The 24,286-nt window shown below is 60.3% G+C and carries 24 protein-coding genes; 6 read left to right on the plus strand and 18 right to left on the minus strand.

Annotated features, from left to right (window positions below; all coding sequences use genetic code 11):
- Window positions 1–54: 54 nt before the first annotated feature.
- The 5 genes from CO731_RS01745 to CO731_RS01775 form a co-directional block, all read right to left on the minus strand.
- On the minus strand, window positions 55–711 hold the full coding sequence (locus CO731_RS01745; RefSeq protein WP_245439967.1) for a DUF1007 family protein: 657 nt from the start codon (window positions 709–711) through the stop codon (window positions 55–57).
- 185 nt (window positions 712–896) lie between these two features.
- Complete coding sequence (locus tag CO731_RS01755; RefSeq protein ID WP_108605687.1) at window positions 897–1,619, minus strand: ABC transporter permease; 723 nt, start codon at window positions 1,617–1,619, stop codon at window positions 897–899.
- Window positions 1,620–2,343: 724 nt separating this feature from the next.
- Window positions 2,344–3,483, minus strand: coding sequence for a hypothetical protein (locus tag CO731_RS01765; protein WP_108605688.1), 1,140 nt, complete (start codon window positions 3,481–3,483; stop codon window positions 2,344–2,346).
- A gap of 118 nt (window positions 3,484–3,601) precedes the next feature.
- A complete protein-coding gene (locus CO731_RS01770) occupies window positions 3,602–4,825 on the minus strand; it encodes a TadE/TadG family type IV pilus assembly protein (RefSeq protein ID WP_108605689.1) in 1,224 nt (407 codons plus the stop codon).
- 469 nt (window positions 4,826–5,294) lie between these two features.
- Complete coding sequence (locus tag CO731_RS01775) at window positions 5,295–6,128, minus strand: IS110 family transposase (RefSeq protein ID WP_245439574.1); 834 nt, start codon at window positions 6,126–6,128, stop codon at window positions 5,295–5,297.
- 13 nt (window positions 6,129–6,141) lie between these two features.
- Here CO731_RS01775 and CO731_RS01780 point away from each other — a divergent pair, with 13 nt between their 5' ends.
- A complete protein-coding gene (locus CO731_RS01780; protein ID WP_108605690.1) occupies window positions 6,142–6,639 on the plus strand; it encodes a hemerythrin domain-containing protein in 498 nt (165 codons plus the stop codon).
- Between the two features lie 461 nt (window positions 6,640–7,100).
- Here CO731_RS01780 and CO731_RS01785 read toward each other — a convergent pair whose 3' ends face one another.
- From CO731_RS01785 to CO731_RS01815, 7 genes are all read right to left on the minus strand, one after another.
- On the minus strand, window positions 7,101–8,276 hold the full coding sequence (locus CO731_RS01785; protein WP_108605691.1) for a serine hydrolase domain-containing protein: 1,176 nt from the start codon (window positions 8,274–8,276) through the stop codon (window positions 7,101–7,103).
- 155 nt (window positions 8,277–8,431) lie between these two features.
- Entirely contained in the window at window positions 8,432–9,463 is a 1,032-nt protein-coding gene (locus tag CO731_RS01790; protein ID WP_159091527.1) for a porin, read from the minus strand.
- Window positions 9,417–10,277 (minus strand): ABC transporter ATP-binding protein, encoded by an 861-nt coding sequence (locus CO731_RS01795; RefSeq protein WP_108609569.1) that lies wholly within the window; start codon window positions 10,275–10,277, stop codon window positions 9,417–9,419. The genes CO731_RS01790 and CO731_RS01795 overlap by 47 nt, the downstream gene beginning before the upstream one ends.
- Window positions 10,274–11,143 carry an ABC transporter ATP-binding protein gene (locus CO731_RS01800; RefSeq protein WP_245439969.1) on the minus strand — a complete coding sequence of 290 codons (870 nt, stop codon included), beginning with the start codon at window positions 11,141–11,143 and terminating at the stop codon, window positions 10,274–10,276. Before CO731_RS01800 ends, CO731_RS01795 begins: the two co-directional genes overlap by 4 nt.
- A 2-nt stretch (window positions 11,144–11,145) precedes the next feature.
- On the minus strand, window positions 11,146–12,072 hold the full coding sequence (locus CO731_RS01805) for an ABC transporter permease (RefSeq protein WP_108605693.1): 927 nt from the start codon (window positions 12,070–12,072) through the stop codon (window positions 11,146–11,148).
- A 91-nt stretch (window positions 12,073–12,163) separates the two neighbouring features.
- Window positions 12,164–13,225: an ABC transporter permease gene (locus tag CO731_RS01810; RefSeq protein WP_245439576.1), complete on the minus strand. Its 1,062-nt coding sequence runs from the start codon at window positions 13,223–13,225 to the stop codon at window positions 12,164–12,166.
- Between the two features lie 18 nt (window positions 13,226–13,243).
- Entirely contained in the window at window positions 13,244–14,884 is a 1,641-nt protein-coding gene (locus tag CO731_RS01815; RefSeq protein ID WP_199914599.1) for an ABC transporter substrate-binding protein, read from the minus strand.
- 355 nt (window positions 14,885–15,239) lie between these two features.
- On the opposite strand from CO731_RS01815, the gene hisC reads away from it, so the two are divergent.
- The 5 genes from hisC to CO731_RS01840 all read left to right on the plus strand — a co-directional run bounded on the left by hisC (window position 15,240) and on the right by CO731_RS01840 (window position 19,384).
- On the plus strand, window positions 15,240–16,415 hold the full coding sequence (gene hisC, locus CO731_RS01820) for a histidinol-phosphate transaminase (protein ID WP_108605695.1): 1,176 nt from the start codon (window positions 15,240–15,242) through the stop codon (window positions 16,413–16,415).
- The gene (locus tag CO731_RS01825; RefSeq protein ID WP_159091528.1) at window positions 16,408–17,145 is read left to right on the plus strand and encodes a TetR/AcrR family transcriptional regulator; all 738 of its coding nucleotides are present in this window, start codon (window positions 16,408–16,410) and stop codon (window positions 17,143–17,145) included. The genes hisC and CO731_RS01825 overlap by 8 nt, the downstream gene beginning before the upstream one ends.
- 310 nt (window positions 17,146–17,455) lie before the next feature.
- Window positions 17,456–18,157, plus strand: a complete 702-nt coding sequence (locus CO731_RS01830; protein WP_108605697.1) for a LuxR family transcriptional regulator — start codon at window positions 17,456–17,458, stop codon at window positions 18,155–18,157.
- Between the two features lie 80 nt (window positions 18,158–18,237).
- Window positions 18,238–18,846, plus strand: a complete 609-nt coding sequence (locus CO731_RS01835; RefSeq protein WP_108609571.1) for an acyl-homoserine-lactone synthase — start codon at window positions 18,238–18,240, stop codon at window positions 18,844–18,846.
- A 118-nt stretch (window positions 18,847–18,964) separates the two neighbouring features.
- Window positions 18,965–19,384, plus strand: coding sequence for a LysR family transcriptional regulator (locus tag CO731_RS01840; RefSeq protein WP_159091529.1), 420 nt, complete (start codon window positions 18,965–18,967; stop codon window positions 19,382–19,384).
- Here CO731_RS01840 and CO731_RS01845 read toward each other — a convergent pair.
- From CO731_RS01845 to trbK-alt, 6 genes are read right to left on the minus strand one after another with little or no spacing between them, the layout of a single operon-like run.
- Entirely contained in the window at window positions 19,376–19,603 is a 228-nt protein-coding gene (locus CO731_RS01845; protein ID WP_108605699.1) for a DUF2274 domain-containing protein, read from the minus strand. The genes CO731_RS01840 and CO731_RS01845 overlap by 9 nt on opposite strands.
- Window positions 19,600–20,805, minus strand: a complete 1,206-nt coding sequence (locus CO731_RS01850) for a TrbI/VirB10 family protein (RefSeq protein WP_108605700.1) — start codon at window positions 20,803–20,805, stop codon at window positions 19,600–19,602. The genes CO731_RS01845 and CO731_RS01850 overlap by 4 nt, the downstream gene beginning before the upstream one ends.
- The gene (gene trbG, locus CO731_RS01855; protein ID WP_199914600.1) at window positions 20,802–21,812 is read right to left on the minus strand and encodes a P-type conjugative transfer protein TrbG; all 1,011 of its coding nucleotides are present in this window, start codon (window positions 21,810–21,812) and stop codon (window positions 20,802–20,804) included. Before trbG ends, CO731_RS01850 begins: the two co-directional genes overlap by 4 nt.
- A 47-nt stretch (window positions 21,813–21,859) precedes the next feature.
- A complete protein-coding gene (gene trbF, locus CO731_RS01860) occupies window positions 21,860–22,546 on the minus strand; it encodes a conjugal transfer protein TrbF (protein ID WP_108605702.1) in 687 nt (228 codons plus the stop codon).
- Window positions 22,543–23,913: a P-type conjugative transfer protein TrbL gene (gene trbL / locus CO731_RS01865; RefSeq protein WP_108605703.1), complete on the minus strand. Its 1,371-nt coding sequence runs from the start codon at window positions 23,911–23,913 to the stop codon at window positions 22,543–22,545. The genes trbF and trbL overlap by 4 nt, the downstream gene beginning before the upstream one ends.
- Window positions 23,910–24,281, minus strand: a complete 372-nt coding sequence (gene trbK-alt / locus CO731_RS01870) for a putative entry exclusion protein TrbK-alt (RefSeq protein WP_108605704.1) — start codon at window positions 24,279–24,281, stop codon at window positions 23,910–23,912. Before trbK-alt ends, trbL begins: the two co-directional genes overlap by 4 nt.
- Window positions 24,282–24,286 lie beyond the last annotated feature (5 nt).

Raw genomic sequence — 24,286 nt, forward strand, 5'->3', positions numbered from 1 at the left:
CGCAGGGCAACGATGATCGTTGCCCGTACGATGCCTATCTGATCCTGTGCGATTTTACTTGCAATTGAGCTCAAGGCGAGTTGCGAAAATCTTGCTGAGATCGGTTCCTGTTGGATCGCTGAAGAATGCGTCCGTCAGGGTTCCCTGGTTCCGAGCGATCGCCTGATTGGGATCAGGGCGCACAACGTCCCGGGTGCAGCCGTCCGGAAATCGTGCCACCACAATGCTCGCGTCGTCGACGAAATCGATGGCCGTGTAAAATGTAGGATCATAGACTCCTACACTGAGGTTGCCGCCACCGAGCGGCAATGGCATCTCGGGCCTTGTCTCGAACTGAATGGTCAACTTGTCGACGTCGAATCCTGCAGTCAGCTTCGCTGGCGGCACCATTTTGACATCCTTTCCACCTGACATCACCAGCTGAAAGTAGTTGTACTCAGCAAGTGAGCCGTGGATGGTCGTGGCGACTTCGGTGAGTTCCGCAGCATCAAGGATGAGATCGGAATTCTTGTCGAACTCCAACAGGACCGTGCTGGAAAACAGATCATCGAAGCGCCATACGTGTCGCAGGGACTCCACTGAACGCGCGCTGTTTATGGTTACGTCTAGCCGGGCCTCCGCGAAAACGTGAGGATGCGCGCTTGCTGGCACCACGAAGGTGCCCGAGGCCAAGGCAAATGCGGCAATTGTCGTGTGCGTCTTCATGCAGATAGGCCATCCAGTGCTCGCCAATGTATTAGCACAAGCTATGATAGGTATTCCACCTGCGACCGCCACCTTTCTTGGGTGTCAAACCAAGCAACCGAACCACACAGCGCCGGTTCCACCCGAGACAAAATTCAGCAGCCCATGACCACGCTGTTGGGGTGTCATCGTCAATCGCGCCTTCCTCATACTTACTGACCCAAACGCGGATCAGGTTGCGGGTAACGTCGTGGCGCTTTGCAAGTCCGTGCAGCGTCTCGCCGGCGGCAAATGTAGGCAACAGACTGGCGGTCGACTACATCGCCGCCTCCAAAGAGCCGCCGTTTTGCGGTGGAAATCGGAACAAATACGACGTCGTCTTGGTTCGTCCCCACACCGGACTGGCCTTTGGCCGCCAGAACACCGATGACCTGAAAAGGTGCATTGAGAATCCGAATTTCGGCTCCGACTGGATTTTCGCCCTGAAACAGCTCTCGGGCTATCGTGTGTCCGACCAAAACAACCTTGTCAGAACTACTCTCCTCTTTGGTGGAGAAATGTCGGCCAGCCGAAAGCGGCCAATCCCGGGCGACAAAATAGTCCACGGTCGTGCCATTGACGGTTGTGCTCCAATTTCTGTTACGATGTACGATCTGAGCGCGGCCGCGAACCGAAGGCGCTGATGCGCGAACTAGCGAAAGTCCGGCAATGCCTCGAGCATCCAACTCCGTCAGGGTTGGGCTCGATCCGCTGGCCAGGCGGACCCCACCGCTCCGTCCTGCGATCGGCTCGATTACCAGGACATTCGCCCCGAACGATCGGATCTGCTCGTCGACTTGCGCTCTTGCTCCCGATCCCAACGCGACCATCGCGATGACCGAGGCCACGCCGACAACGATGCCAAGCATGGTGAGAAAGCTGCGCAACTTGTTCACCCAAAGAGCTCTACGCGCTATGCGAAACCCCTCCCACAAGCTCACAACCCGCTCCTCCTCCTAATGGGGACGCCTAGTCTCGCTGCTCAAGGGAGCCAAGATTCGAATGCCGACCAGCCGCTTGGCTGGGTGCGTCCTATGAACGCCGGGTCCTCGGCCGCCTTGAAGACCGGGCTGTCGAAGCCGGGAGCCCGCGGCTTGTAACCTTCGGTCTCCCCGTTCTGCCTGTCGACCACGGCTGCCATGCGCCGCACCGTCTCGCGTCCCCCTTCTCTCGCCGACGATGCCGTGGCGCAGCCAGTCGGCGACGTGCTGGGAGGAAAATACACAGCTTGGCGCGGTCTGCCATCAGCTTGACGTCGTCGAGATCGGGAACGGTCGACACGCCGACACCCTGGCAAACCCAGCGCACGACAGGCCGAGCAGGCCGTCACCCCAAAGACGACACGAGGCCATAGCTCGGCGTGATCGTGGCTGGCTAGCTCCTTCGGCTACCTCTCAGGAGCTAGAAGCGAGGCGTAGAATTGAGCATGGTCACCTTCGGGGAAAGCCGACGCTAAGCCATGTCAGAGCCTTCGGGTTTGCCTTGGATGAAATCGGCGCTCTGACCGGGCTGGAAACGAGTTGCTAGCCCCAAAACGACCGTCAAACTGACGGCTGCCCAGATGCTCCCCGGTGAACTGCCTGTCCGCCGGCTAGCCACCAGCCGAAGGATTGCCCGTGGTCAGTTGACAGGCACCACGAGAGGCGTGGGAGCCGGCTCTGCCGCAACCTCAGACTCTGGTTCGACGGGTGTTACTTCCGCTGTCTCTGTCGGCAGGGCGGCCTTGATCTCATCTATCTTGCCGTAGGCGTCGCCAACGCCAAGGACATCTTTGGCCCAATCCATGACCTCGTCATTCAAGTAGTCGTCGCCATATTCAGCGACGCGATTGGGATTGGCTGCCGCCAGCAGCGCCTCCTTGAGGTCGTCCTCGCTGGTGCCTTCGGCCGCGGCATCGGCCGCCGCCTCAGCGTCTACCAGCTCTTCTTCTGCCTTGGCCAAATCATCTGCGGCCGCAAGTGCATCAGACAGCGCTTCCTTCTCGGCCTCAAATGCGGCCAGTTCAGTGGGGTCGACCGGTGGCTCCAATGCGTTCAGTGCGTCGAGACGTGCCTGAAGAGCATCAGCGGTCGGATCCACGATCGGCGCACTGCCGTCAAAAGGCACGATGGCTGCTGCGACCGCATCCAATGCAGTCTGCAACTGGGCTGCCTTTTCGGCTGCCGCTGCAGCATCTTCGACCGCCGATTCGGCCTTGGCTGAATTCAGCACATACTCCCTGACAAGCGCCATGCGCGGAGACTGCGAGTTCAGATAGGCGTTGTAATTGCGATTGAGCGAGTTGAGAGCCGCCAGGCGCGCATTGAGGTTCTTTTCCTTGACAGGCTTTGTCCCTGGCACTGCCACGGAGGCGGGCAGAACATTGGCCGTCAGTGCTTTGGGATTCTGCTTGGCCTTGGCGGTTTTCGGCACCGTGTGCTTGGTGCCCGCAGCCGCCGACTTTTTCGTCTGTCCGCCGCCGAAGATCGACTTCATCAACCCGCCAACAGAGGCCGGCTGGACACCCCCGCTCGATTTGGTCTTGCCGGCCGCCGATGCAGATTTGCCGTTGGACGAGCCGTTGCTCTTGCCACCACTATTGCCCCGATCGCCACCACCACCATTGCCGCCGCCACCGCCGTTGCCACCGCCATTCTCGCTCTTGGCGAAAGCTGATGTCTGGGCGAAACCGCCGACTGACCCGATGTCGAGCTTGATCGGCAATGCGCTGATGGCGAGCGCCGATGCCGCGCTGACAAGAAGCTTCCTGCTATTGGTCACCGGATTTTCTCCCTCTCTCGGTGCAGAATTCGAATCAAGCCCGACGCCACATTAGGATTCCGCGATATGCGTGCCAGCCAACTCGTGTTGCAGTCTGAAATGTGCTGATGGCATGCCATCAGCGCACCAGCCTGATGATGCGGCCGGCATACATTTTCTTGCCACCGAGCTCGGCTTCGCAGTTCGACGTGACCGATGAATTGCCGGTCATCTCGACGGTATTGCCGACAATACGAATACACTGACCTGAACCCGACATCTCAGAATTGCCGGCATAAAAGACATGCGCACCCGGCGCGTAGATGAATCCGGTCACATTCGAACCCGATCCACCATTGATCACCACGGCATTGGCGTTGGTCCGCTCCTGGTAGATGGTGATGCCTGCGTAGGATCCTTCGGATGGCGGCGACAAATTGATGATCTCGTTGGCGTTCGAGGTGAATTCCGCGCCTTCCATCAGGAAAATCGTCACGCCACTGCCGGTGAGCGAACCGTTGCCGCCGAGCTTTATCTGCCCGCCCCTTAGAATGTAGATTCCCGGATCGAGTGTGACATCGCCTGAGATTGTCTTGTTGCAGAATGTACCAGGCGAGAGAGTCTTGGTTTTGCCGCCAGGCACTGACTTGCAGGCCGTATAGGACGGCGGAACGACGTTCGCGAGCGGGTCGAGCGACGCGTACTGGTTCTCGCGCGGAATGCCACATTCGAGGTCGGTGTTGTAGCCGGTGAGCCCATTTGTGCCGCCGACAGTGGTGACGCACTCGGCTGCTACCTGCGCCGATCCGCCTCTTGATACCGAGTCGTTGGCGCTAGAGTTCGAGGCAATAACGCAACCGTCAAACACCACTTGGGTTGAGCCCTGAAGCTTTACTGCGGCCGATGCGGTCGGATCAAGTGCCAGTACACAAGCCGGCTGTCCCGGCGCCACCTCGACCACAGCGCGCCTGGCGGTCCGCCATTCAATGTTCCCGACCATGCCCGGCTGCACGATCGTCGAGGTGACCTCAATGTGGCTGATATCGCCCGAGGTTGTCGCAGACGCATCGAAATCGGTGACCTGATCGTTGTAGACGAGCTCGCTGGCGTCATTGCGGGCCCGAGCGAGATTCGAATCAAAGAAGTCTCGGCCGAGGCTTGTCAGTTCGTCCCCGGACATGCCTGAGTAATATTTGGTTGCAATCGCGAGCGCAGAGACATCCAGCGAGTTCTGCAGTTTGTCCGCCTTGTTGTTTATGCTGACGAAGTCGACCACGCCGGCTACGCCGGTCATGATCGGCACCATGGCAATGGCTGTAATGACCGCGAAATTGCCGTGCTCCGACCGGAAAAAATTCCGCATGGCCTGCCCCGCCAGAAGTTGCAGTCACATTAGGGCATGCTGACATTTATGGATTTGTTGCCGGAACCGTTAAAATGCCTACTACATGTTGAACAATCGGCTTGGAAGGTCATGCCTGCGTCAGGCATTCAGGCTAGGGTCGGGACTTCGGTAACGAGGCCGTCTCAGTCAAGCGGTTTTGCGCATGAGAGGTCGGCCGCCAACGTGCGGTTATGAACACCTGCTCTTTCTGATCCGTCGTGTAGTGACTGCCGCCCTCGTCTGAGATCACCCCGGGTGCATGCTTCGGTCCGTGATCAGCGCGGGGCTGCCAACATGATGCTGGTTCAATGCAATTCCGATGTGCCCATCTCATTGGCGTGCTCGATGTGGATCGGCACAGTCCGGACCACGGCATCATCGGAACCGCGTCCCTGGGGGGACCTCGAGGGCCTGCTGTCAGGCAGGCAACGGTCGGGAACTCAAGTCTTCAGGCCGCAAGTGGCACCGTCATGTCCGACTGGAAGTCGGTGTCATCGACCCACATCCTATGAAGGATCACACCGACGCGCCGGGCCAAGGCAACCGTGGCGCGCTTCCGGCCGCGGCGGCGAGCGACCTGTGCTGCCCAGGTTCTCAGCCATGTCGAGCGGCCTCGGTGCATCATGACGGTCGCGGCTTGACACAACGCCCGGCGCAGGTTGACGTCGCCGGCCTTGGTGATCCCGCCTGAGACGTCGCGCTCGCCTGACTGGTTGCGCGACGGGGTGAGGCCTACCCATGGCCCTACCTTCTTCGATGAAGTGAACCGGGCGGGATCATCAATTGCCGATCGGTAGGTCAACGCCACAACTGCACCGATCCCTGGCATGTACATCAGCCGACGGCATACCGGGTCATCCTGAGCCAGGTTGCGAACGTGGCGCTCTAGTCCTGCCAATTCATGCCGCAAGGACGCCCGCGCCCGAAGCATCGGTCCTGTCGCGGCTTCAAGCATGGGATTGCCGAGCGCCAGTTCGCGGATGCGAGGGTCGAACCTGCCGCGAGATATGGCGCCAACCTTGAGCCCGAAGTTCCGCAGCATCCCACGCAGAGACATCTCCAAAGCGATCATGCCCTGCTGGATGGCCTTGCGAGCTCCGAGCACGGCGCGGACCTCCTGCGATGAGACGGATTTGCAGTGAACGGGTCGGAACCACCCGAGGTGGAGTAGCCGTGCGATACCCTCGGCATCCCGCCGATCCGTCTTGATCGGCATTGCTTTTTGCGCCCCTTTTACCTGCCGGGTTTCCATCAGCACGACGTCCAAGTCGGCTTCGGTCACGATTGCCGCCGTCATGTGCACTCTGGTGGTCTTCGCCATATTATTGACGGTAGATGTCCAAGTTGAGGTCGGACTGCCCAGTTGGCTGGCTGAACTCAATCGCCGACGCTCCCGGCTGCTGATGCTCTGCGACATGCTGGAGGACATCGCCGACTCCCTTCCGCGCCATGTCACGCCCGCCCTGTGCAGGACAGTTGCGACAACTCTTAAGCCAGAACTCGACCGCGTATGCGAGATCGAAGCGCAGTTCTGCTTTCCGTATCTCACAGGACTGGCAGAGCCACACGTATCGAGCGAAACCTTGTGCCGGATGTGTCGGGAGCATGAGGGCGACAGGGCTGCGGCCGATGAAATACCCGGGACGCTGACCAAGCTTGCGCACGGGCGCAAGGACGTGAACTGGGATGCCACAGGCTACATGCTAAGGTCGTTCTTTGTCGGGGTCCGACGTCACGTCGCAAACGAACAATGCATGCTCGGTTTCATTGGGACCCAGGCCTCGCGGCATTGAGCAACGTTGCCGGACCTCGTTCGCGTTGGCCTACCCTTTGGAAGAACATCGCGCAATCGGCCTAGTCGCGACGGCATCCGTGGGCCACCTACCTACAGCAGTGATAATATTTCTTCCCACCGCGCACGGACGCGCCGTTCGACATAGACGGCTTCGACAATGGACTACGGGGCGTCCACGCAGGCTACAATTGGCAGCTCAAGGGCAACTTCGTCGCCGACCTTGAGCACGCCAGGACCAAGCGGGAGATGCTATTCACCTTCGCGCCTCCCGATTTCTCCCTTTAGACGTCTCTCTCGAGCCCGGGACCAACATGCGGTGGCGCTTGTATCGGTCACTGGCACGGTCTGGAGGAACGTTCGGTCATGGCGCGACCTACGACGCCACGTCCCGTCAAACAGAAGTACCTCATCTGAGTGTTAGCATTCGTATGGTTCAATGAATTCCGAACCCGCGAGGGCTCAACCCGCGATCTTTGCCCCGTCGATGAGATCTTCAATCATTGAAGCCCTGAATTTGTTCGTTTCTGGCGTCCCATCAATATTCATCAGCACGGCCACTGCATGGCGTTGGTCTTGCGTCAGAACCACCATATTGGAGGCGCCAAAATCGCTACCGGAATGCCCTACGAACTCACGCCCGTTGATTTCTTCCGAAACCCACCCCAGCCCCTGGTAAGATGCGATCTTCGAATCTACCTGGCCGCGCAACGCTTCAGCAACCGACAGTGGGGACAAGATTGCCTTCTTGCCTGTCTCTCGTCCCAGAATGGCATGCAGCGATTTTGCAAGATCGGCAACTGAGCAGCGCAGCATCCCGGCGGGAACATCCGGATATCCTTCCTGCGGCAGCTCGGTGAAGGCGGCATTCTCAAACCTATAAGGCTTGGCAAGCACGTCTGGCGCGAACTCCTTCAGGTACCAATGGGCATTTCGGATGCCGAGCGGTTCGAAAAGGTTGGCCTCAACATAGGACGAAAAGCTCTGCTTGCTGACCCTCTCGACCACGTAGCCGGCCAACGCAACGGCAACATTGCTATAGTCCCACTTCGTGCCGGGCTTCGATTTCAGAAAGGACGTGTTGGGCGAATAGGTGCTACCGCCTTTCACAAGATAATCCCTGAGGAAGCTCGACAAGCTTAGCTTCGGATCGCCCTCGAAAGAAACGTCGCCATAGCCCTCATCCGAGATACTGGATGTATGTGTCAGGAGGTGATGCGCCGTGATCGGAACGTCCGGATGGTTAGGATTCCTAATAGGAAAATCGATGAAACCATTGATGTCATCGTGCAGGTTGTGCCCCTGACGCTCAAACAGCTGGATCAGGGCCGAAGCAGTGAACAGCTTGCTGATGGACGCCAGATGGATAGGCGTGTCGACGGTGAGCTTTCGCTGCTGTTTGAGATCGGCATAGCCGAAAGACGCCGCATACAGTACCGCCCTGTCTTTGGAACTGATCGCAACGGACGCGCCCACCACATTGGCAGCCGTCATGCGTGCCGGAACGCCCGCCTCGAAGTCGCGGCGCCAGGTTTCGAACGACCGGCTTTGCTTGTCGCTGGCCCAAGCAAATGCCCCCTGGGGGGCAACGAGCCCGGCCAATCCCATCTTGAGCAATGAACGTCGCGTTGAGGTCATAATCTATCTCCCCTTGTGTGGCGGTTGGCCCGCCGGTTGAATCTGGAATTTGGACGAGAGAATGTTGCACCGCGACCAGAGATGGGACGGTGGATGCAGGTTGTCACCGGATGACAGGCGTACCCACAGCAGAGTGCGCCATGACCGCTCTCGTGTCAGAAATCGCACTCAATGCTAACCGTACCGGCAAATGCGTCATCGGGTTTCGACGGGTCGCCGCCGAATGATGTATAATTCAGTTCGGGGGTGATCAGGAACCCCGGAACAACTTCGTAGTCCAGATTGAGCGCCAAAGCATATTTTCCGGAACTTTCGTAGGCGGCCTGGCTATTGAAGGTAACTGTCGGCGAAAGGCTTACAGAAACGCCGCCCCATGCGGCGTATGTACCCTTCCACGCCCCAAAGTAATTTGGCTTTTCAGGATCCGATTGATAGCCACCCATGATGAATACTGACAAGGTGTCGCTCAGTTTCAAGTCCAGCCGTACCTTCGCCGCGGCTTCTTCAATCACCGTGTCATAGCCAATGACAGTCGCGATTGCTCCCCAAGGTCTGTCGAGTTTTAGTCCTCCGACGAAATGCGGCACATAGCTGCCAGTCCTATAGTCGTGATCGCCATCTTTAGACCCCTCCTCAACACCAAACATCGCGGACAAGCCGTTGCCGACATTTGCAGTGTAGTTGATCAGGTTGGTCATGCCGCCCGCATAGGCAATCACATCGTCACTAAGAACATTGCCCGCGGAATCCAGCCAGCTGTCGAATTGCGATCCTGAAGCACCGACCTTCAACCCATTCAGGTCAATAATTAAGTCTCCAAGGGTCATGCCTTCATCAACACCGTCAACGACGCTATCCTCGAACTCGAAATACGAGCTCAGCATTCCCAATTCGGTTTGAGACCGGGTCTCCGCATACAATGTTGCAGTCACAGTCCGGCTCAATGACCTTAACCGCTCGCCCGAATAAACGTCGGCACCCCCTGTGACGTCATAGCCGACAGACCCGCCGATCTTCAGGCAGGTTTCGCTTTGCGGAAGCTGGTAAAAACCAGCGCCCATCGCGTCACAAGCGCGAACAAATTGAGCTGGCTCCTCATCGCGAATTGCTGCTGTGTCCACTGCATGAACGTACGGCACTTCAAACAGAAGGGCGCTCACTCCTCCCAGGACCAGACCTCGCTTCATCATGTTCCCCTTGATTAGTTATTGATTTTATTTTCATTTCCAGAAAATTTCGCTCAGAAGGACTTTGCCGTTCGCGCACGAATCCCTCGCTCGCCTTGAGAAGGCGGCGGGTGTAGTCCTGCCCGACGCGGCCGGACGCGAGATCGCTGGCTGCCAGCTGCTCAACCGCCTCGCCGTTCTGCATGACCATCAGCCGCTCGCACATATGGTTGATGACGGCGAGGTCGTGGGAGACCATCAGGAAAGTGAGCATTCGATCGCGGCGGACCTGTTCGAGCAGGTTCAGCACCTCCGCTTGCACCGAAGCGTCGAGCGCCGATGTCGGCTCATCGAGAAGAAGGATCGAGGGTTCGAGGATCAGCGCGCGTGCAATCGCCACGCGCTGGCGCTGCCCGCCGGAGAGCTGGTGAGAATAGCGGAAGCGGAAGCCGGATCCGAGCCCGACCTCGTCCAGCGCGCGCCGGATACGGTTTTGGCTGTCGCCGATGCTGTGGATTGCGAGCGGTTCCTGCAGCAGCCGATCGACAGTCTGGCGCGGATGCAACGAACCATAAGGGTCCTGGAACACCATCTGAATCTGGCGGTAGAAGTCGCGGTCGCGGCGGCGGCCGAGCGTCTTGCCGTTCACCACGATGCTACCCGAAGCCACCGGCGCAAGCCCTGCGATGGCACGCAGCAGCGTCGACTTGCCGGATCCGGATTCGCCGACCAGGCCGAAGCATTCACCGGGTTGGACCGTGACGCTGACGCCCTTCAGCGCGCGGAAAAGGTTGTAGACGACCGCCAGCCCCTCGACGTAAAGCGCTGCCGTCATGCCGCCCACTCCGCCTTGCGCGCCAGCACTGGCAGCGGGTGCCGGTTGGAGCCGATCTTGGGCATGCAGTTGAGCAGGCCTTGCGTGTAGGGGTGCCTCGCCTGAGACAGTTCGGAGGCCTTGAGTTCCTCGACGATCTTGCCGGCATACATGACGATCACCCGGTCGCAGAATGTCGAGACCAGGCGCAGGTCGTGCGAGATGAAGATCAGCCCCATGCCGCGTTCGGCCACCAGCCGGTCGAGGATGCCGAGCACTTCGAGCTGCACGGTCACGTCGAGTGCTGAGGTCGGCTCGTCAGCAATCAATAGTTCAGGGCCGGCTACTAGCATCATAGCGATCATGGCGCGCTGGCCCATGCCACCCGAGACTTCGTGCGGATGGAGATCGTAGACGCGCTTGGGATCGCGGATCTGCACCGCCGCGAGCATGTCGAGCACACGCTCACGCGCCTCGGCCTTGGAAACCTTTTCGTGCGTGTGCAACGTCTCCAGAATCTGCCGGCCGATGCACATCACCGGGTCGAGCGAATATTTCGGGTCCTGCAAGATCATGGCGATGCGCTTGCCGCGCAGCGCTCGACGCTCGCGCACCGGCAACGACAGGAGGTCGATGCCATCGAACTCCAGCCGCTGCGCCGTCACCTCGGCGTGTGGATCGGTCAGGCCCATGATGGCGCGGCCGGTCTGCGACTTGCCCGAGCCAGATTCGCCAACGATGCCCAGCCGCTCGCCTCCGAGCGAGAAAGAGACGCCGCGCAACGCATGCACAGTATTCGTGCGGGTCGGATAAGTGACGCGCAGGTTGTTCACCTCAAGCAGATTGCCGCCCGCCGCCCCTGCTGTCTCCATGTTCGTGGCCCTCATGTTCATTGGTCGCTGCTCCGCGGATCGAGCGCGTCGCGCAGGCCCTCGCCGAGAAGATTGAAGCCGAGGCTGACTATGAGGATCGCCATGCCGGGCATGGCGGCTACCCACCACTGGTCGAGGATGAAGCGGCGTCCCGAAGCGATCATGGCACCCCATTCCGGCAGCGGCGGCTGCGCGCCAAGCCCGACGAAGCCCAGGCCGGCCGCGGTCAGGATGATTCCAGCCATGTCGAGCGTGACGCGCACGATCAGCGATGAGTTGCACATCGGCATGATGTGGCGCAGCACGATGCGGGAGGGCGAGGCGCCCATCTGTTGCACCACCTTGATGTAGTCGGAGCCGCGCACCGTCAGTGTTTCGGCGCGCGCGATGCGCGCATAGGGCGGCCAGGCGGTGATGGCGATAGCCAGAACCGCGTTCTCAATGCCGGGACCGAGTGCCGCGACGAAGGACAGTGCCAGAATGAGCTTCGGAAAGGCCAGGAAGATATCGGTGATGCGCATCAGCACCGCATCAGTCCAGCCGCCGGTATAACCGGCTACCGTGCCGACCAAGAGGCCGACAGGTGCCGCGATTATGGCAACCAGCATCACCACTAACAGCGTCGGGCGCGAGCCGTAGATGATACGCGAATAGATGTCGCGGCCGAGATCGTCCGTGCCGAGCCAATACTGAGCGGACGGTGGCAGCAGCCGCGCGTTCTTCAAGTCACCCACCACCGGCGAATATGTCGCGAGCTGATCGGCGAAGGCCGCAACAAGCAGCAGGGTTATGATGATGAAAAGCCCCAATACCCCCAGCTTGTTGGCCAGAAAGCGTCGCCACGTCGCATAGGCGCGACCCAGCCTAGCTTGCCAGCGCGAGGCTGGCCGCTCCGAAAGCAACCATTCACGACTGGACATTGTCGGTTGTTCTACCGCGCTCATGATTGGTCGCTCCGGAAAATGGTGTGAACGAGACCTTCTCCCCCTTGCGGGCGACGGTCGAGGATTGAGCTGACACAGGCGAACATCCAGCTCATTGCGCCTTTGTCCTCGGATCGAGCAGCCGGTAGAGCAGGTCCGCAAACAGGTTGATGGCGATGAACACCGAGCCGATGACGATGGTGCCGCCCAGCACTGCGTTCATGTCCGCGTTCTGCAGCGAATTGGTGACGTAGAGGCCGATGCCAGGCCAGGAGAACACCATCTCCGTCAGCACGGAGCCCTCCAGCAGTCCGGCATAGGACAGCGCGATCACAGTCACCAACGGCACGGCCGCGTTACGCAGCGCATGGCCCCAGATGATGCGCGTTTCCGAAACGCCCTTGGCGCGGGCGGCCACGACATATTCCTGGGAGAGCTCATTCAGCATGAAGGAGCGTGTCAAGCTGCTGATATAGGCCAGCGAGAAATAGCCGAGCAACGAGGCCGGCAAGAGGATATGACGCAAGACATCTTTGAAGACGTCCCACTGCCTTTGAATGGCCGAATCCAGCAGTAAAAAACCGGTGACGGGCGTGAACGAGTATTCGTAGGCGATGTCGAGGCGGCCGGGGAATGCCGCCCATTGCAGCTTGGCATAGAACAGCACCAGCGACAGGAGGCCCAGCCAGAAGATTGGCATCGAGTAGCCAATCAGGCCGATGACACGCGCGATCTGGTCGAACAGGCTGCCGCGCTTGACCGCCGCCAGAACGCCGAGCGGAATGCCGACCAAGGAGCCGATCAGCGTTCCGAGCGTTGCCAGTTCGATCGTGGCCGGGAAGACGCGGCGAATGTCGTCCATGACCGGATTGGTGGTCAGCACGGATCGGCCGAAATCGCCGGAAAGCACGCCCTTGAGGTAGATGTAGAACTGCTGGATCAGCGGCAGATCCAACCCCATTTCGCGCCGGGTGCGCTCGACGACACTGGCCGGCGCGCGATCGCCGAGCACTGCCAGCACAGGATCGATGGGGATGACCCGACCGATGAAGAAAGTCACAGCCAAGAGACCCAGATAGGTCATGATGGCGATGACGAGGAAGCGGGCGACGAACGCAAAATGCGCAGCGGCATTGCTTCCGCCAGCCTCCGCCTGCGCTTCGGCTACGCTCAAGCGATGCGGTTCCACCAGCTATTCCTTTGTGATGTTGCCGACAAAATTGGTGTCGAAGCTCGGCCCGAGCTTGAAGCCGTTCACGTTGCTGCGCACACCGGCAACCTCGATCTGCTGGTAGATGAGGGCGAACGGGCTGTTGTCGAGCACCTTTTTTTGAAGATGCCGGTACATCTCAGAGCGCTTGGCGGAATCCTTCTCCAGGAGCGCGGCCTCCGTCTCTTTCGTCAGTTCCGGCAAATCCCAGGCGTTGCGCCAAGCCAGAGTCTGGTTCCTGCCATCATCCGAATTGTCGGGATTCGAGGCAAAGGTCTGGGCGTTGGAGTTCGGATCGAAGTAGTCCTGCCCCCACTGGCCAATATAGATGTCGTGGTTGCGGGCGCGGTATTTGGTCAGCGTCTGCTTGTCGTCGCCGGGGATGATCTCAATCTTGATACCCGCCTCGCCGGCCGTCTGCTGGATGGATTCAGCGATACCCGTCACCGGCTGACTATTGCGTACGTCCATGGTCACGGAGAGCCCATCCTTCAACCCGGCCTTCTCTAGAAGCCCTTTGGCCTTGGCGACGTCGAGCTTGAAGGGATTCTCGTCCAACTCACCCAGCACGCCTTTGGGCAGGAAGGTCTGGTGGATCTCGCCAATGCCCTTGATCAGGGTCGAGCCGATGGCGTCGTAGTCGATGAGATATTTGAACGCCTGCCGCACCTCGGGCTTGGCCAGATTGGGGTTCTTCTGGTTGAGGCTGATGTAGTACACCGTGCCTTTCGGCGCGCTGGCGATGGCTATGTTGCCATTCTCGGCCATGGCGTCGAGATCGTTCGGCTCAAGGTTGCGGGCGACGTCGATATCGCCGACTTCAAGCGCCAGCCGCTGGGCCGAGCTTTCCTTCATATGGCGATAGACGACGCGCGCGAGCTTGGCCTTCTCGCCCCAGTAGCTGTCGTTGCGATCCATGACGACCGCCTCGTTGGCGCGCCATTCACGCAGCTTGAACGGTCCCGAACCAGCCGTATGCGTCTTTAGCCAGTCGTTGCCGAAGTCATTGTCGTATTTGTAGTCGGCGCTCGGCGTGACCGGCTTGACGTGCTCCAGCACCAGCTTCTTGTCCACCACGGAGGCCACCGTCGACGACAGGCAGTTCAGCACGAAGCTAGGCGCATAGGGCTTGTCGACAGTGAAGACGAAAGTGTCGGGAGCGGCGGCCTTGGCCTTTTCGGCAACATTGCCGCCATTCAGTCCAAACTGACCGAGGATGAAGGCTGGGCTCTTGTCGAGCTTGACAAGGCGCTCGAACGACCAGGCCACGTCCTCGGCGGTGACAGGGTTGCCCGAGGCGAATTTGAGGTCCGGCTTCAGCTTGAAAATGTAGGTCAGTCTGTCGTCGGAAACAGTCCAGCTCTCGGCCAGGTCGCCCTTGAACTTGGAGGTGTCGGCAGGGTCGGACCGCACCAGAAGGTCGTAGATGTTCGCGCTCACCTCGGCGGTGGACAATTCGAACGCCTCGCCAGGATCCATGGTGATGATGTCGTCGATGGCGAAGCCCTCGACCAGCGTGTCGGCCGGCGTCACCGCGAATGCGGGAGCCGCGGTCATGAGCATAGCTGACAGGGCCGTGCCGGCGAGCCAGCGGCGGGAGCGAAAGGCGATCTTTTCCATCATCATGTGAACTCTTCCCTTGGTTGCCGGAGTTCCCCACTCCGGGCGCGGCTTCGAAATCCGTTTGTGCCGAGGACCCTCCAGGCCCGCTCGATGCTCACAACCGCATCCAGCGACATCGACACACACTTGTCCGCTTCATTGAGTTTTTTGTTCAGTGGACAATAAAAGATTATGTATATACTTTTCCTGTGTCAACGGCATTTTTTGCCTGAGTTAGATGCCGCTCGGGGCGCGTTGCGAAGGAAGAAAGCCGCGGGGAAATCAGCGTGCGCACGCAGTCCCCGGAGACTGCAAGCAGTAGAGGAGTGACGTGGGGAAACGTCACAACAAACGAGCCATATCAGAAGGTTGGAACATGCAATCAGTTCAGCAGAACGCCCTCAGCCCGCGGCAGGAAGTCGTCGCACTTCCCATCTACAACGCGGGTATTTCCGTCGCGGTCGCACAGCGGGTCAGCGGACGGGAGGACATTGCGGCATTGGCAAGCAACGAAAATCCCTATGGCGCATCCCCAGTAGTGGCTGCGGCGCTGGGGGCACTCATGCCGTCGCGCTACAGCGATCCGGCGTCCGGCGCACTGCGGCAAGCGCTTTCGGAGAAGCTCGGCTCTGCCCCCAATCGGATCGTCTGCGGGAATGGCTCCGAGGAGCTTATCGCTGCCCTGTGCCGTACCTATTTGCAAAAGGGCGATACCGTCCTGACCATTTCGCCCTGCTTCGGCCTGCACGAGATCGAGCCCATGGCAGCCGGTGCCCAGGTGATCAAGGTGCCGATGACCAAAGCATTCGACTATGACGCCGATGCGCTGGTGCACGAGCTCGTGCGCAAGCCGAAGATCGTCTTCATCTCCTCACCCTCGAATCCCGTCGGAACGGCCATGTCGCAGCCCGAACTCGACCGGCTGCTGGACGCGGTGCAGCCCGAAACACTGTTCGTGCTGGATGAGGCCTATTTCGAACTGGTCGACTCCGGCTATCCCGATGGACTGAAGGTGCTGACCCCTCGCCCGAACCTAAACTGGGTCGTGCTGCGCACCTTCTCCAAGGCCTACGGTCTGGCCGGCTTACGCGTGGGCTACGGCATTTCGTCGGACGAGGGCATCGCCCGAGCCATGCGTGCGGCTCTGACGCCCTTCAATGTCAACGCCGCCGCGCAAGCAGCTGCCGTCGCTGCGCTGCTGGATGACGATTGGATGCACCAAGCCGCCGCGAAGATCCGACGCGACCGTACCATCCTTGCCGATCACCTGCGTGAAATGGGTGTCCGCGTTGTCCCGTCGCAGACCAACTTCCTGTTCCTCGAACTGAATGCCGAAGCCGCACCCGTGGCTAGGGCCTTGCTTCAAAAGGGCATAATCGTCAAACCATGGATGGAGGCCGGCTATACAAACTTCCTCAGGGTGAGTATCGGAACAGCAGGGGACAATGAGCGGTTTGCACAGGAACTCGGGCGTGCCCTCGGTCCTTGCCTAGCCGAAACGAGAGGCAACGTTGACCAAAAGGCCGGCTTTAGGAAAGCGCTTCGTGGGTAGAGCCGCCGCCATCGGTCTGACCCGTGAGCGCGTCGTCGAGGCCGCCATTGCCCTGATTGACGACGAGGGCCTCGTCGGATTTTCCGTGCGTGCCCTCGCACGCCGCCTCAATGTTTATCCGGCCGCACTTTATTGGCATGCCGGTGGCGCCAAAACGGATCTGCTCGCTGAAATCTCGGGCGCGCTGATTGCCAGTCTGATGACGCCCGAAGACCTTTCCGATGACTGGCGCGAAACGATCCGGATTCTCTTTCGGCGCTTTCGCGCACGCGTGCATGAGCATCCGCACGCCGCGCCCCTACTCGGCCCGCATATCCGCTCAAACGGCGCCCCGAACGCGCCGTGGGTCGAGATAATCCTGAAGGCGCTGACCGAAGCCGGGTTTGAAGGCCAGGCCCTGATCGATGCTTTCAACTCGGTAGTCGGCGCTCTGGAAGGGTATATCACTCTGGAACTGGCCGCCGACGGCGCGACCGAGGGCTCGGAGTGGGTCGAAGGCTTCGACGCGGGTCTCGATGCGCTTGACGCCGCGCGCTTTCCGTTGGTCAAGCGGCACCTGCCGCAGATGTACAATCGGTCCTTCGTGATGCGCTGGAAAAGCGGGGATGTCGCCCCACTTGATGACGGCTACAACTTCCTGATCGAGACCCTCATTCTGGGTCTTGAGGTACAGGCCAAACGTGGCAGGAGCAGGGAAGTCGAACCGGCCACGCCAGCCACGCATGGGTGACGGCAGACGGGGTCCGAGTCCTTGCCCTGCGCGCCCAGACCGATGAATCGCGCGCTTCCGTCGGCCTGAACGGCAATCGGGGCGTTTGGACGTCACGCCCAAAATGCAGGACCTAAACTTCATCTGAAGAGGCAGGCTTGGGATCAATGTCACCCGCGACTGTCCGGTGCCAGCGGCTTCGCCATCAATCGTCCCCATCTGCTGCCCCCCTCGTCGCCTGGTGTGCAAAGCAGTGAACAAGAGAGCTAATTTAACAAGTTCGGAACTGGTCTCAGGCAATTGGCGCCAGAGATTCGACGAAACTTGCGTAATGATCGATGAGATGCGGCAGTGCAGTAGTACGGAAAGGATCTGCAATTTTTTGCTAGCCTATGTTGGACGCTTTGGTGCCACGAACTTGCTTGCTGGCGCAATTCCGCCGCCCTATGCGTCTCAACGTGAGCAGCTATCACACGTGGTGCTAGCCGCTTGGCCTGAAGAATGGACAAAACGCTACTTTTCGAACGGCTATCTTTCGCGTGATCCGACGATCCGGCTTGTGAGACAGGCCAGTGCGCCGTTTCATTGGAGCGATGTTAGCGATCTATGCAAGGTCTGCCCGTTCGGGCGCCGGATCATGGATGAGGCAAAGGAGTTTCGCCTGGATGAGGGTCTGACAATAGCGTTCTCGACCATCGAACGACATCCAGTTGGCTTTTCGATCGCCGGCGAGAAACTGAACCCCGATCCATTGGAGAGATTGGCCCTCCAGCTCATTATGGCCTACGCCTTTGGTTGCGCGTCCGCTCTCATAGGAGGCGTGAACCATCGTAAGTCTGTCCATCTCTCACCAAGACAGCGTGATGTGCTTCGTTGGGCGTCAGAAGGCCTCACTGTCCACGACATCGCTGAGCGCCTGAACATCAGCAGCAACACCGCGGACACCCATCTGCGCGCGGTCCGAGAGCGACTAAGGGTGTCGAGCACCATTCACGCCGTCGCTGAAGCCTTACGACTTGGCCTGATCAGTTGAACATCTCACGGGATCGCGTGATGCAGCGATTTGATTGGACGAAGCACCATGCGTTGATCTCGAAACTGAGGACAAGCTGGATGCTGCACATCGTGACAAACAAGAATGTCGACTGCTATCGCGCGGAATTGGATCAAGCCTTCCAACTTCGCCATAAGGTTTTTGTCGAAGAAAAGAACTGGACCGACCTTGCGCGTGAGAACGGTCGCGAGACGGACCGCTTCGACGACGAACACGCCGTCCATATGCTGTTCATCGTGGACGACCGCGTCATTGGCTACCAACGCATGCTGCCTTCGACGCGGCCTCACCTTTTGTCGGAGGTTCTATCGGACCTATGCGAAGGCGAGCGGCCGGCTGGAGAAAATGTCTGGGAATGGACGCGCTACTGCGTTGAGCCGCAATATCGCGAGCGCGGCAGGATGCTCAGCCCGGTCGCGAACGCGCTGCTTTCCGGTATCGTCGAATGGGGTCTCAAAACAGATGTCGATACGATCATCATCGAGATGAACCCACTCTGGCTTCTGCGACTGGTGCAACTGCATTTCAGGGTCACGCCGCTCGGCCTGCCAAGAGTCATTGGCAACGAGGAAACAGTGGCCGTGACCGCGAGCTTTGATGAGCGGACACTTACTAGATTGCACGAAATGCGGAAGGCGAGCACACCGGCTGGCGCAGTCGACAGTTGAAGTTTGCAAACGGGCCGGAGAAGGGGGTGCCGCCCAGGGTATTTCTCCAGGTGAAGAGGCGGCTCATCGCTCGAACCGTGAGCCGATGACCAGATCGTCTCTAGACAAAGGAAGCGCGATGCGGCGACGCGTCCAGCTCATTACACTCGACTACGCACTCGTCGTCGCCGAGGAAGGCAGCTTCCTCGGCGCCTCTCGACGCATGGGAATCCATCATTCCGCTCTGAGCCGGCGCATCCGTGACCTTGAGCACTCGCTTGGAACGGTGCTGTTCGAACGTCACACTGGCGGTGTGCGACCTACCATGGCCGGTGCGAGACTGCTCGGCAACCTTCGCCGTGTCCTCACGGAACTCGACGGCGTACTTGGAAGGGTCGAAACGGACCGAAGAGGGCAAGCCGGCAGCCTGTCAATCGACTTCGATCCGTTTCTGCACGCAGCCGAGTTTCTGGATGCAGTCACCGACTTCATTCGGAGCAGGCCGGATGTTGCCATCTACTTCATGGAAACGAAACGCGTTTCGCTCCGCTCACCCTGACTTCGGGCTGCGCCGGGCGCGGCCGAACGCCCGGTCCGTCGTCATGAACCGTGCCAGCATCGGAGTGATGAGCTTTGCCGGATCGGCAACTTGCTGGCCGGTCTCCCGACCGAGGACCTCGGCATAGGCTACAAGATCGCGATGAACTGCGGCGGGCAGTTCGATCGTGATCTTGACCGGCTTATCATCGGGGATGGCGGAGAGTTTCAGCTTAGTCATGACGGATCCTTCAGTGTGCCATACGGCGCCAACACAAGATCGTGATTAACGATGACGCGGACCGGGAAACCCGGTCGAACTGTCAACGTTGGCTGGACACCGAGTTGGCGGCCCACAATCTGCTGACCGATATTGCTCATTGAATTCTGCGTGCTTTCACGGATCGCCTTGGCGATGTCGCTCTCGTTGTTGTTAGCACCAAGGCTGGTGCCGACGCCCAACAACGTCGAGAGCACTGCTGCCCGAAACAACTGACCCCAGTGATAGTCGACCTCGTCCTCCAGTCCGGAAAACCCTTGAGTATCGGCGCCCTGCTGGCGCTCCAAAACGATCGAAGTTCCGTCCGGCATGATGAGCCAGTTCCAGATCAGCAACACGCGCGACTGGCCGAAGGCGACCTGGCTGTCGTACTGGCCAATCAGTTTTGCACCCTGCGGGATGAGCAGATACGATCCTGTTGGGCTGTCGTAGACATTTTCGGTGACCTGAGCGGTGATCTCACCGGGAAGGTCGGATCGGATGCCGGTGATGAGGGCCGCCGGAATGACGGAGCCGGCCTGCACGACATAGGGCGACACCTTCCCGGCGAGCCGATCCGGACTGACGGTCCGTCGATCGGATGCAGCGTTGACGAAGGCGAGCTTGCGATCCTGCATGTTTTGAGCGGTGGCCGGATCGGGCGGTGGTGTTGTGGCAGCCTGCGTCAGACCACTCGCCGGTTCCGCCGTGGACAAGGGCGGCGTTTTTGGGAGAGGCCGCTCCCGCGCATTGGTATCGGTAAAGAGCTTGGCGACCCGCGCGGCCTCGATCTCCGCCAGGCGCCGCTGTTCTTCCGGATCGGCGCGCGGTGTATTGATGTGCGGCACCTCGATCGGCTGGCCCCGCTCCTGCGCGCGCAGGATCAGCCGCCCGAGATCGCCGGGCAGCGCGGGACCAAGTTTCGGAACGCCGGAATAATCCTTCGGAAGGGCCTGTAGCCCGTCGGCAGTGGTACGGTTTTCGGTAGTGAAGTGCTCGGACGGCTGTTCGTCGCGCCTTCTGCTATCGAGCGCCCAGATCAGTGCGCCGAGGATCGCGACACTGGCGACCCCACCAAGACCGATCAGCACTTTGCGCGACAGCCGCGTCACTCGGGCGGGTTCGGGCCGCAGGCGTAGTTCGGCCCTGAGGTCCTGGTTGGGGGCATTTACGATGTCGCTCATCGGAACAGCCCCACACTGCGATGCGGCCTCCCGTCGGTGCGCACGATCCGGACCCGTTTATCACTTGCCTTGTCGCCGAGCCTCAATTCGGCGGCGGCAAAGAGGCGGTCGACAACATAGTAGTTCTGGCGGGCGCGATAATTGACCAGCTCCGAGCCGCCCGACGGGCCGATGACGAAGAGCGGGGGCATCTCGCCTTGCCCGATACCGGATGGAAACTCGATATAGACTTTTGCGCCGTCGTCGAAGGCGCGTAGCGGCTTCCAGGGTGCCGCGTCGCCTTCGACACGGTAGCGGAAGTTGAGTTTCTGGATGTCGATCCCGGACGCGACCGGCTGCGCGGCGGAAGCCTGTGCGTTCTGGCGCCGCAGCGCGATCAACTGGTCTTGCGGATATTGCCAGGAGACTGAGGCCATATAGGTCGAGGCCGTCGATCGTAGCTCGAGATGATAGGTACGGCGGTCGCTGTTGATGACAAGATTGGTCTGGAGGTCGGGCCTCGTCGGCTTGACGAGAATATGGACTTGCAGCCGGTCCCCTGCCCCACTTTGCGTGTCGCCGATGATCCAGCGCACGGTGTCGCCGGCGGCGACGGGGCCGGAACCGACAAGTTGCTCGCCGGGCTGCAGCGCAATGTCGGTGACCTGGCCCGGCGCGGCATAGATCTGGTAGAGCGCGCCCTCGCTCCAGGGATAGAGCTGGATCGCGTTGACGAAGCCGTCGCGAACCGGCTGCATTCGCGCCGCCTCGTTCGCCTGGGTGATCCGCTGTTTGGGATCGGCCGGTTCCGCCTTTGCTTTGCTGGTCTCGACCGGCTTCAGCTGGCCGGGAAGCGGGAGTGGTTTCGGCAGCTCCACCACCTTGACCGGACCAGGCGGATCGAACTTCCGGACTGCAGGCACCGCATCGTCATATTGGATCTCCGGCGGAATGTATTTCTTTGAGGCGCAGCCGGTAAGCGCCGTTGCCGACAGCAGTGCCAGGACAAGCACACGTGCTTTCGTCATGTCGCGCGCGATCTGTCCTGTCGTCTTGCGTGTTCGTACCGCCCACATCATGAAAGCTCCTTCGACCAGTTGATGGCGTTGACGTAGACGCCGAGCGGATTGGCCTTCAGCCGGTCGGCGTCGCGTGGTTGTTGCGTGACGATGGTGAGGATGGCGGCCCAGCGCTCGGTGCTGGCCAGGCTGCCATTCTCATAGCGGCGCTCGATCCAGGTGACGCGGAACGAGTCCGGCGATGCTCGAATGACGCTGGAGATCTCGATGGCGACCTGAATTTTGCCGACCTTGGTGAAGGGGTCATTCAGGCGGGCATAATCGTTGAGAGAAACGGCGCCGCGATCGGTCGTGTACCCATAGGCGCGCAACCAACTCTGACGGACAATGACCGGATCAGCCGGAATGCTTCTCACCTGCTCAATGAAGTGGGCGAGATGCCATGCGATCTGCGGATCGGTCGGCCGATAGTCGGCAACGGCCGGGGCGACCGCCTGCGCCTCGCCGAATTTGTCGACCTGAACGACCCAGGGAACCACGGTGCCACGCGTCGACTGCCAGACCAAAGCGGAAGCGAAACCGCTGGCCAGCAAGAGCGAGCCGAAGGCCATCAGTCGCCAATTCTTCGCTTGCACACGGGCCGATCCGATGCGCTCATCCCAGACCTGCGCCGCACGCTGATATGGCGTCTCCAGCTGAAGCGTCTTGCCGTAACGAACAGAGGGTCGATTGAAGAAGCTCATCGGCGGTCGTCCTGATTGAGGGAAACATTCATTGAGCCGCCGCCGTGATCGCCGGAGCGGACGGAGTGCGCGGCCATGGAGGCGCCATGGCTCATGGCCTGGCCGCGCTTCATGCGGCTCGCCCATTCCGGCGGCGATCCCGCACCCGATGCGGTGGTTGTCCTGGACCCTGAAGGGGTGGTTTCTGATGGCCGCTCTCCACCTGTTGCGGTCCACGAGGCCGAGCGGCCAGCCTCGTGGCTGGCCGACAGGGCTGAAGCCGCGCGCGAGATCGCCTGCTTCACCGGTTGAGCGGTGGCGCCGGCACCAGCCTTGACGACACCCGCTGCGCCGGCAGCGATGGAACCTGCACCGCCCTGTCCAGATGTTGCCGCGGCTAGTCCCCAGGCAGCGGTAGTACTGCCCGCCAGATGGGCGCCGCCGCGCGCTGCTGCCGCCGACAAGCGTCCTCCGGCTCCTGCAGCACTTGCCGCGCCGCTCAAACCAGCGCGAGCGCCCATGGTGCCGGCAGCACCAAGACCGGCGGCGGCGAGGCTTGTGCCGACAGCAGCGCCCGCGCCAAGTTGTGGGGCGCCGGAAACCAGCCCGGTCGCGATGCCCGGACCAAAGATCGAAAGCCCCATCAGCGACAAGGCGCCGAGCACGAGCGACAGCGCATCCGTGATCGTCGGTTGCTCAGCGCTAAAGCCTTGAGTGAACTCGCCGAAGAGGCCCGAGCCGATACCGACGATAACGGCGAGAACGAGGATCTTCACACCCGAGGCTACGATATTGCCGAGCACCTTCTCGGCGAGGAAGGCAGTCCTGTTGAACAGCGCGAATGGGATCAGCACGAAGCCGGCAAGCGCCGTCAGCTTGAATTCGATCAGGGTGACGAAGATCTGGACGGCGAGAATGAAGAAAGCGATCAACACGATCGCCCAGGCGATCATCAACACCGCGATCTGAACGAAGTTCTCGAAGAACGAGACGTAGCCCATCAACTGGCTGGCAGCTTCAAGGATCGGATTGCCGGCGTCGATGCCGACCTGCGCGACGCGGCCAGGCTGCAGGAGCGCAGAGCCGGAAAGTGCGGATCCTCCGGCCTTCAAGCCGAGCCCCGAAAAACTCTCGAAGACGATGCCGGCGAGACGGTTGAAGTTGCCGATGATGAAGGCGAAGAAGCCGATATAGAGCGTCTTCTTGACCAGCCGGTGCAGCACGTCCTCGTCGGCACCCCAGGCCCAGAACAGGCCGGCGAGCGTGATATCGATGACGATCAACGTCGAAGTGAGAAACGCGACCTCGCCGCCGAGCAGTCCGAAGCCTGAATCGATGTAGCGGGTGAAGGTTTCCAGAAAGCGGTCAATAACGCCGGCGTCGTTCATGGCGCCACCATGTTCGGGCGGGATTGATCTTCCAGACTCCGCTTTGGCGTTGATGACTCAAGTGGCATGAGCCGGCTCTGAACCTTCCCGTCCAATGGAACCGCGTAAGGTATTACGGAGCGGGATGGCTGCAGGAAACGCCGACGGTTGTCTGCCCAGGCTTTCCTGCAGGACTCATCGGAGGCGGCGGCCGTGCCGATGTCCCGGCATCGCGCAAGTTCGACCTTTGCCGGCTCGCCGCCCGGATGTGCGGAGCGCGGGGAGGACGCATCCTGCGAACCGCTGCCGCGCAACGCCAAGAAAGCGGCGGTCATGGCGGCGCCAAGGGCAAGAACGGCTGTGATCCGGGCGGCGATCTTGATGTTCATGGTGA

The sequence above is a fragment of the Aminobacter sp. MSH1 genome (genome assembly GCF_003071665.1).
Taxonomy (GTDB): domain Bacteria; phylum Pseudomonadota; class Alphaproteobacteria; order Rhizobiales; family Rhizobiaceae; genus Aminobacter; species Aminobacter niigataensis.

Coding starts and splice junctions, on each gene's coding strand:
- CO731_RS01770 (WP_108605689.1), bottom strand. CDS start 4,825: ATGCGGAATTTTTTCCGGTCGGAGCACGGCAATTTCGCGGTCATTACA.
- CO731_RS01780 (WP_108605690.1), top strand. CDS start 6,142: ATGTGCACTCTGGTGGTCTTCGCCATATTATTGACGGTAGATGTCCAA.
- CO731_RS01785 (WP_108605691.1), bottom strand. CDS start 8,276: ATGACCTCAACGCGACGTTCATTGCTCAAGATGGGATTGGCCGGGCTC.
- CO731_RS01790 (WP_159091527.1), bottom strand. CDS start 9,463: ATGAAGCGAGGTCTGGTCCTGGGAGGAGTGAGCGCCCTTCTGTTTGAA.
- CO731_RS01795 (WP_108609569.1), bottom strand. CDS start 10,277: ATGACGGCAGCGCTTTACGTCGAGGGGCTGGCGGTCGTCTACAACCTT.
- CO731_RS01800 (WP_245439969.1), bottom strand. CDS start 11,143: ATGAGGGCCACGAACATGGAGACAGCAGGGGCGGCGGGCGGCAATCTG.
- CO731_RS01805 (WP_108605693.1), bottom strand. CDS start 12,072: ATGAGCGCGGTAGAACAACCGACAATGTCCAGTCGTGAATGGTTGCTT.
- CO731_RS01815 (WP_199914599.1), bottom strand. CDS start 14,884: ATGATGGAAAAGATCGCCTTTCGCTCCCGCCGCTGGCTCGCCGGCACG.
- hisC (WP_108605695.1), top strand. CDS start 15,240: ATGCAATCAGTTCAGCAGAACGCCCTCAGCCCGCGGCAGGAAGTCGTC.
- CO731_RS01830 (WP_108605697.1), top strand. CDS start 17,456: ATGATCGATGAGATGCGGCAGTGCAGTAGTACGGAAAGGATCTGCAAT.
- CO731_RS01835 (WP_108609571.1), top strand. CDS start 18,238: ATGCTGCACATCGTGACAAACAAGAATGTCGACTGCTATCGCGCGGAA.
- CO731_RS01840 (WP_159091529.1), top strand. CDS start 18,965: ATGCGGCGACGCGTCCAGCTCATTACACTCGACTACGCACTCGTCGTC.
- CO731_RS01845 (WP_108605699.1), bottom strand. CDS start 19,603: ATGACTAAGCTGAAACTCTCCGCCATCCCCGATGATAAGCCGGTCAAG.
- CO731_RS01850 (WP_108605700.1), bottom strand. CDS start 20,805: ATGAGCGACATCGTAAATGCCCCCAACCAGGACCTCAGGGCCGAACTA.
- trbG (WP_199914600.1), bottom strand. CDS start 21,812: ATGACGAAAGCACGTGTGCTTGTCCTGGCACTGCTGTCGGCAACGGCG.
- trbF (WP_108605702.1), bottom strand. CDS start 22,546: ATGAGCTTCTTCAATCGACCCTCTGTTCGTTACGGCAAGACGCTTCAG.
- trbL (WP_108605703.1), bottom strand. CDS start 23,913: ATGAACGACGCCGGCGTTATTGACCGCTTTCTGGAAACCTTCACCCGC.
- trbK-alt (WP_108605704.1), bottom strand. CDS start 24,281: ATGAACATCAAGATCGCCGCCCGGATCACAGCCGTTCTTGCCCTTGGC.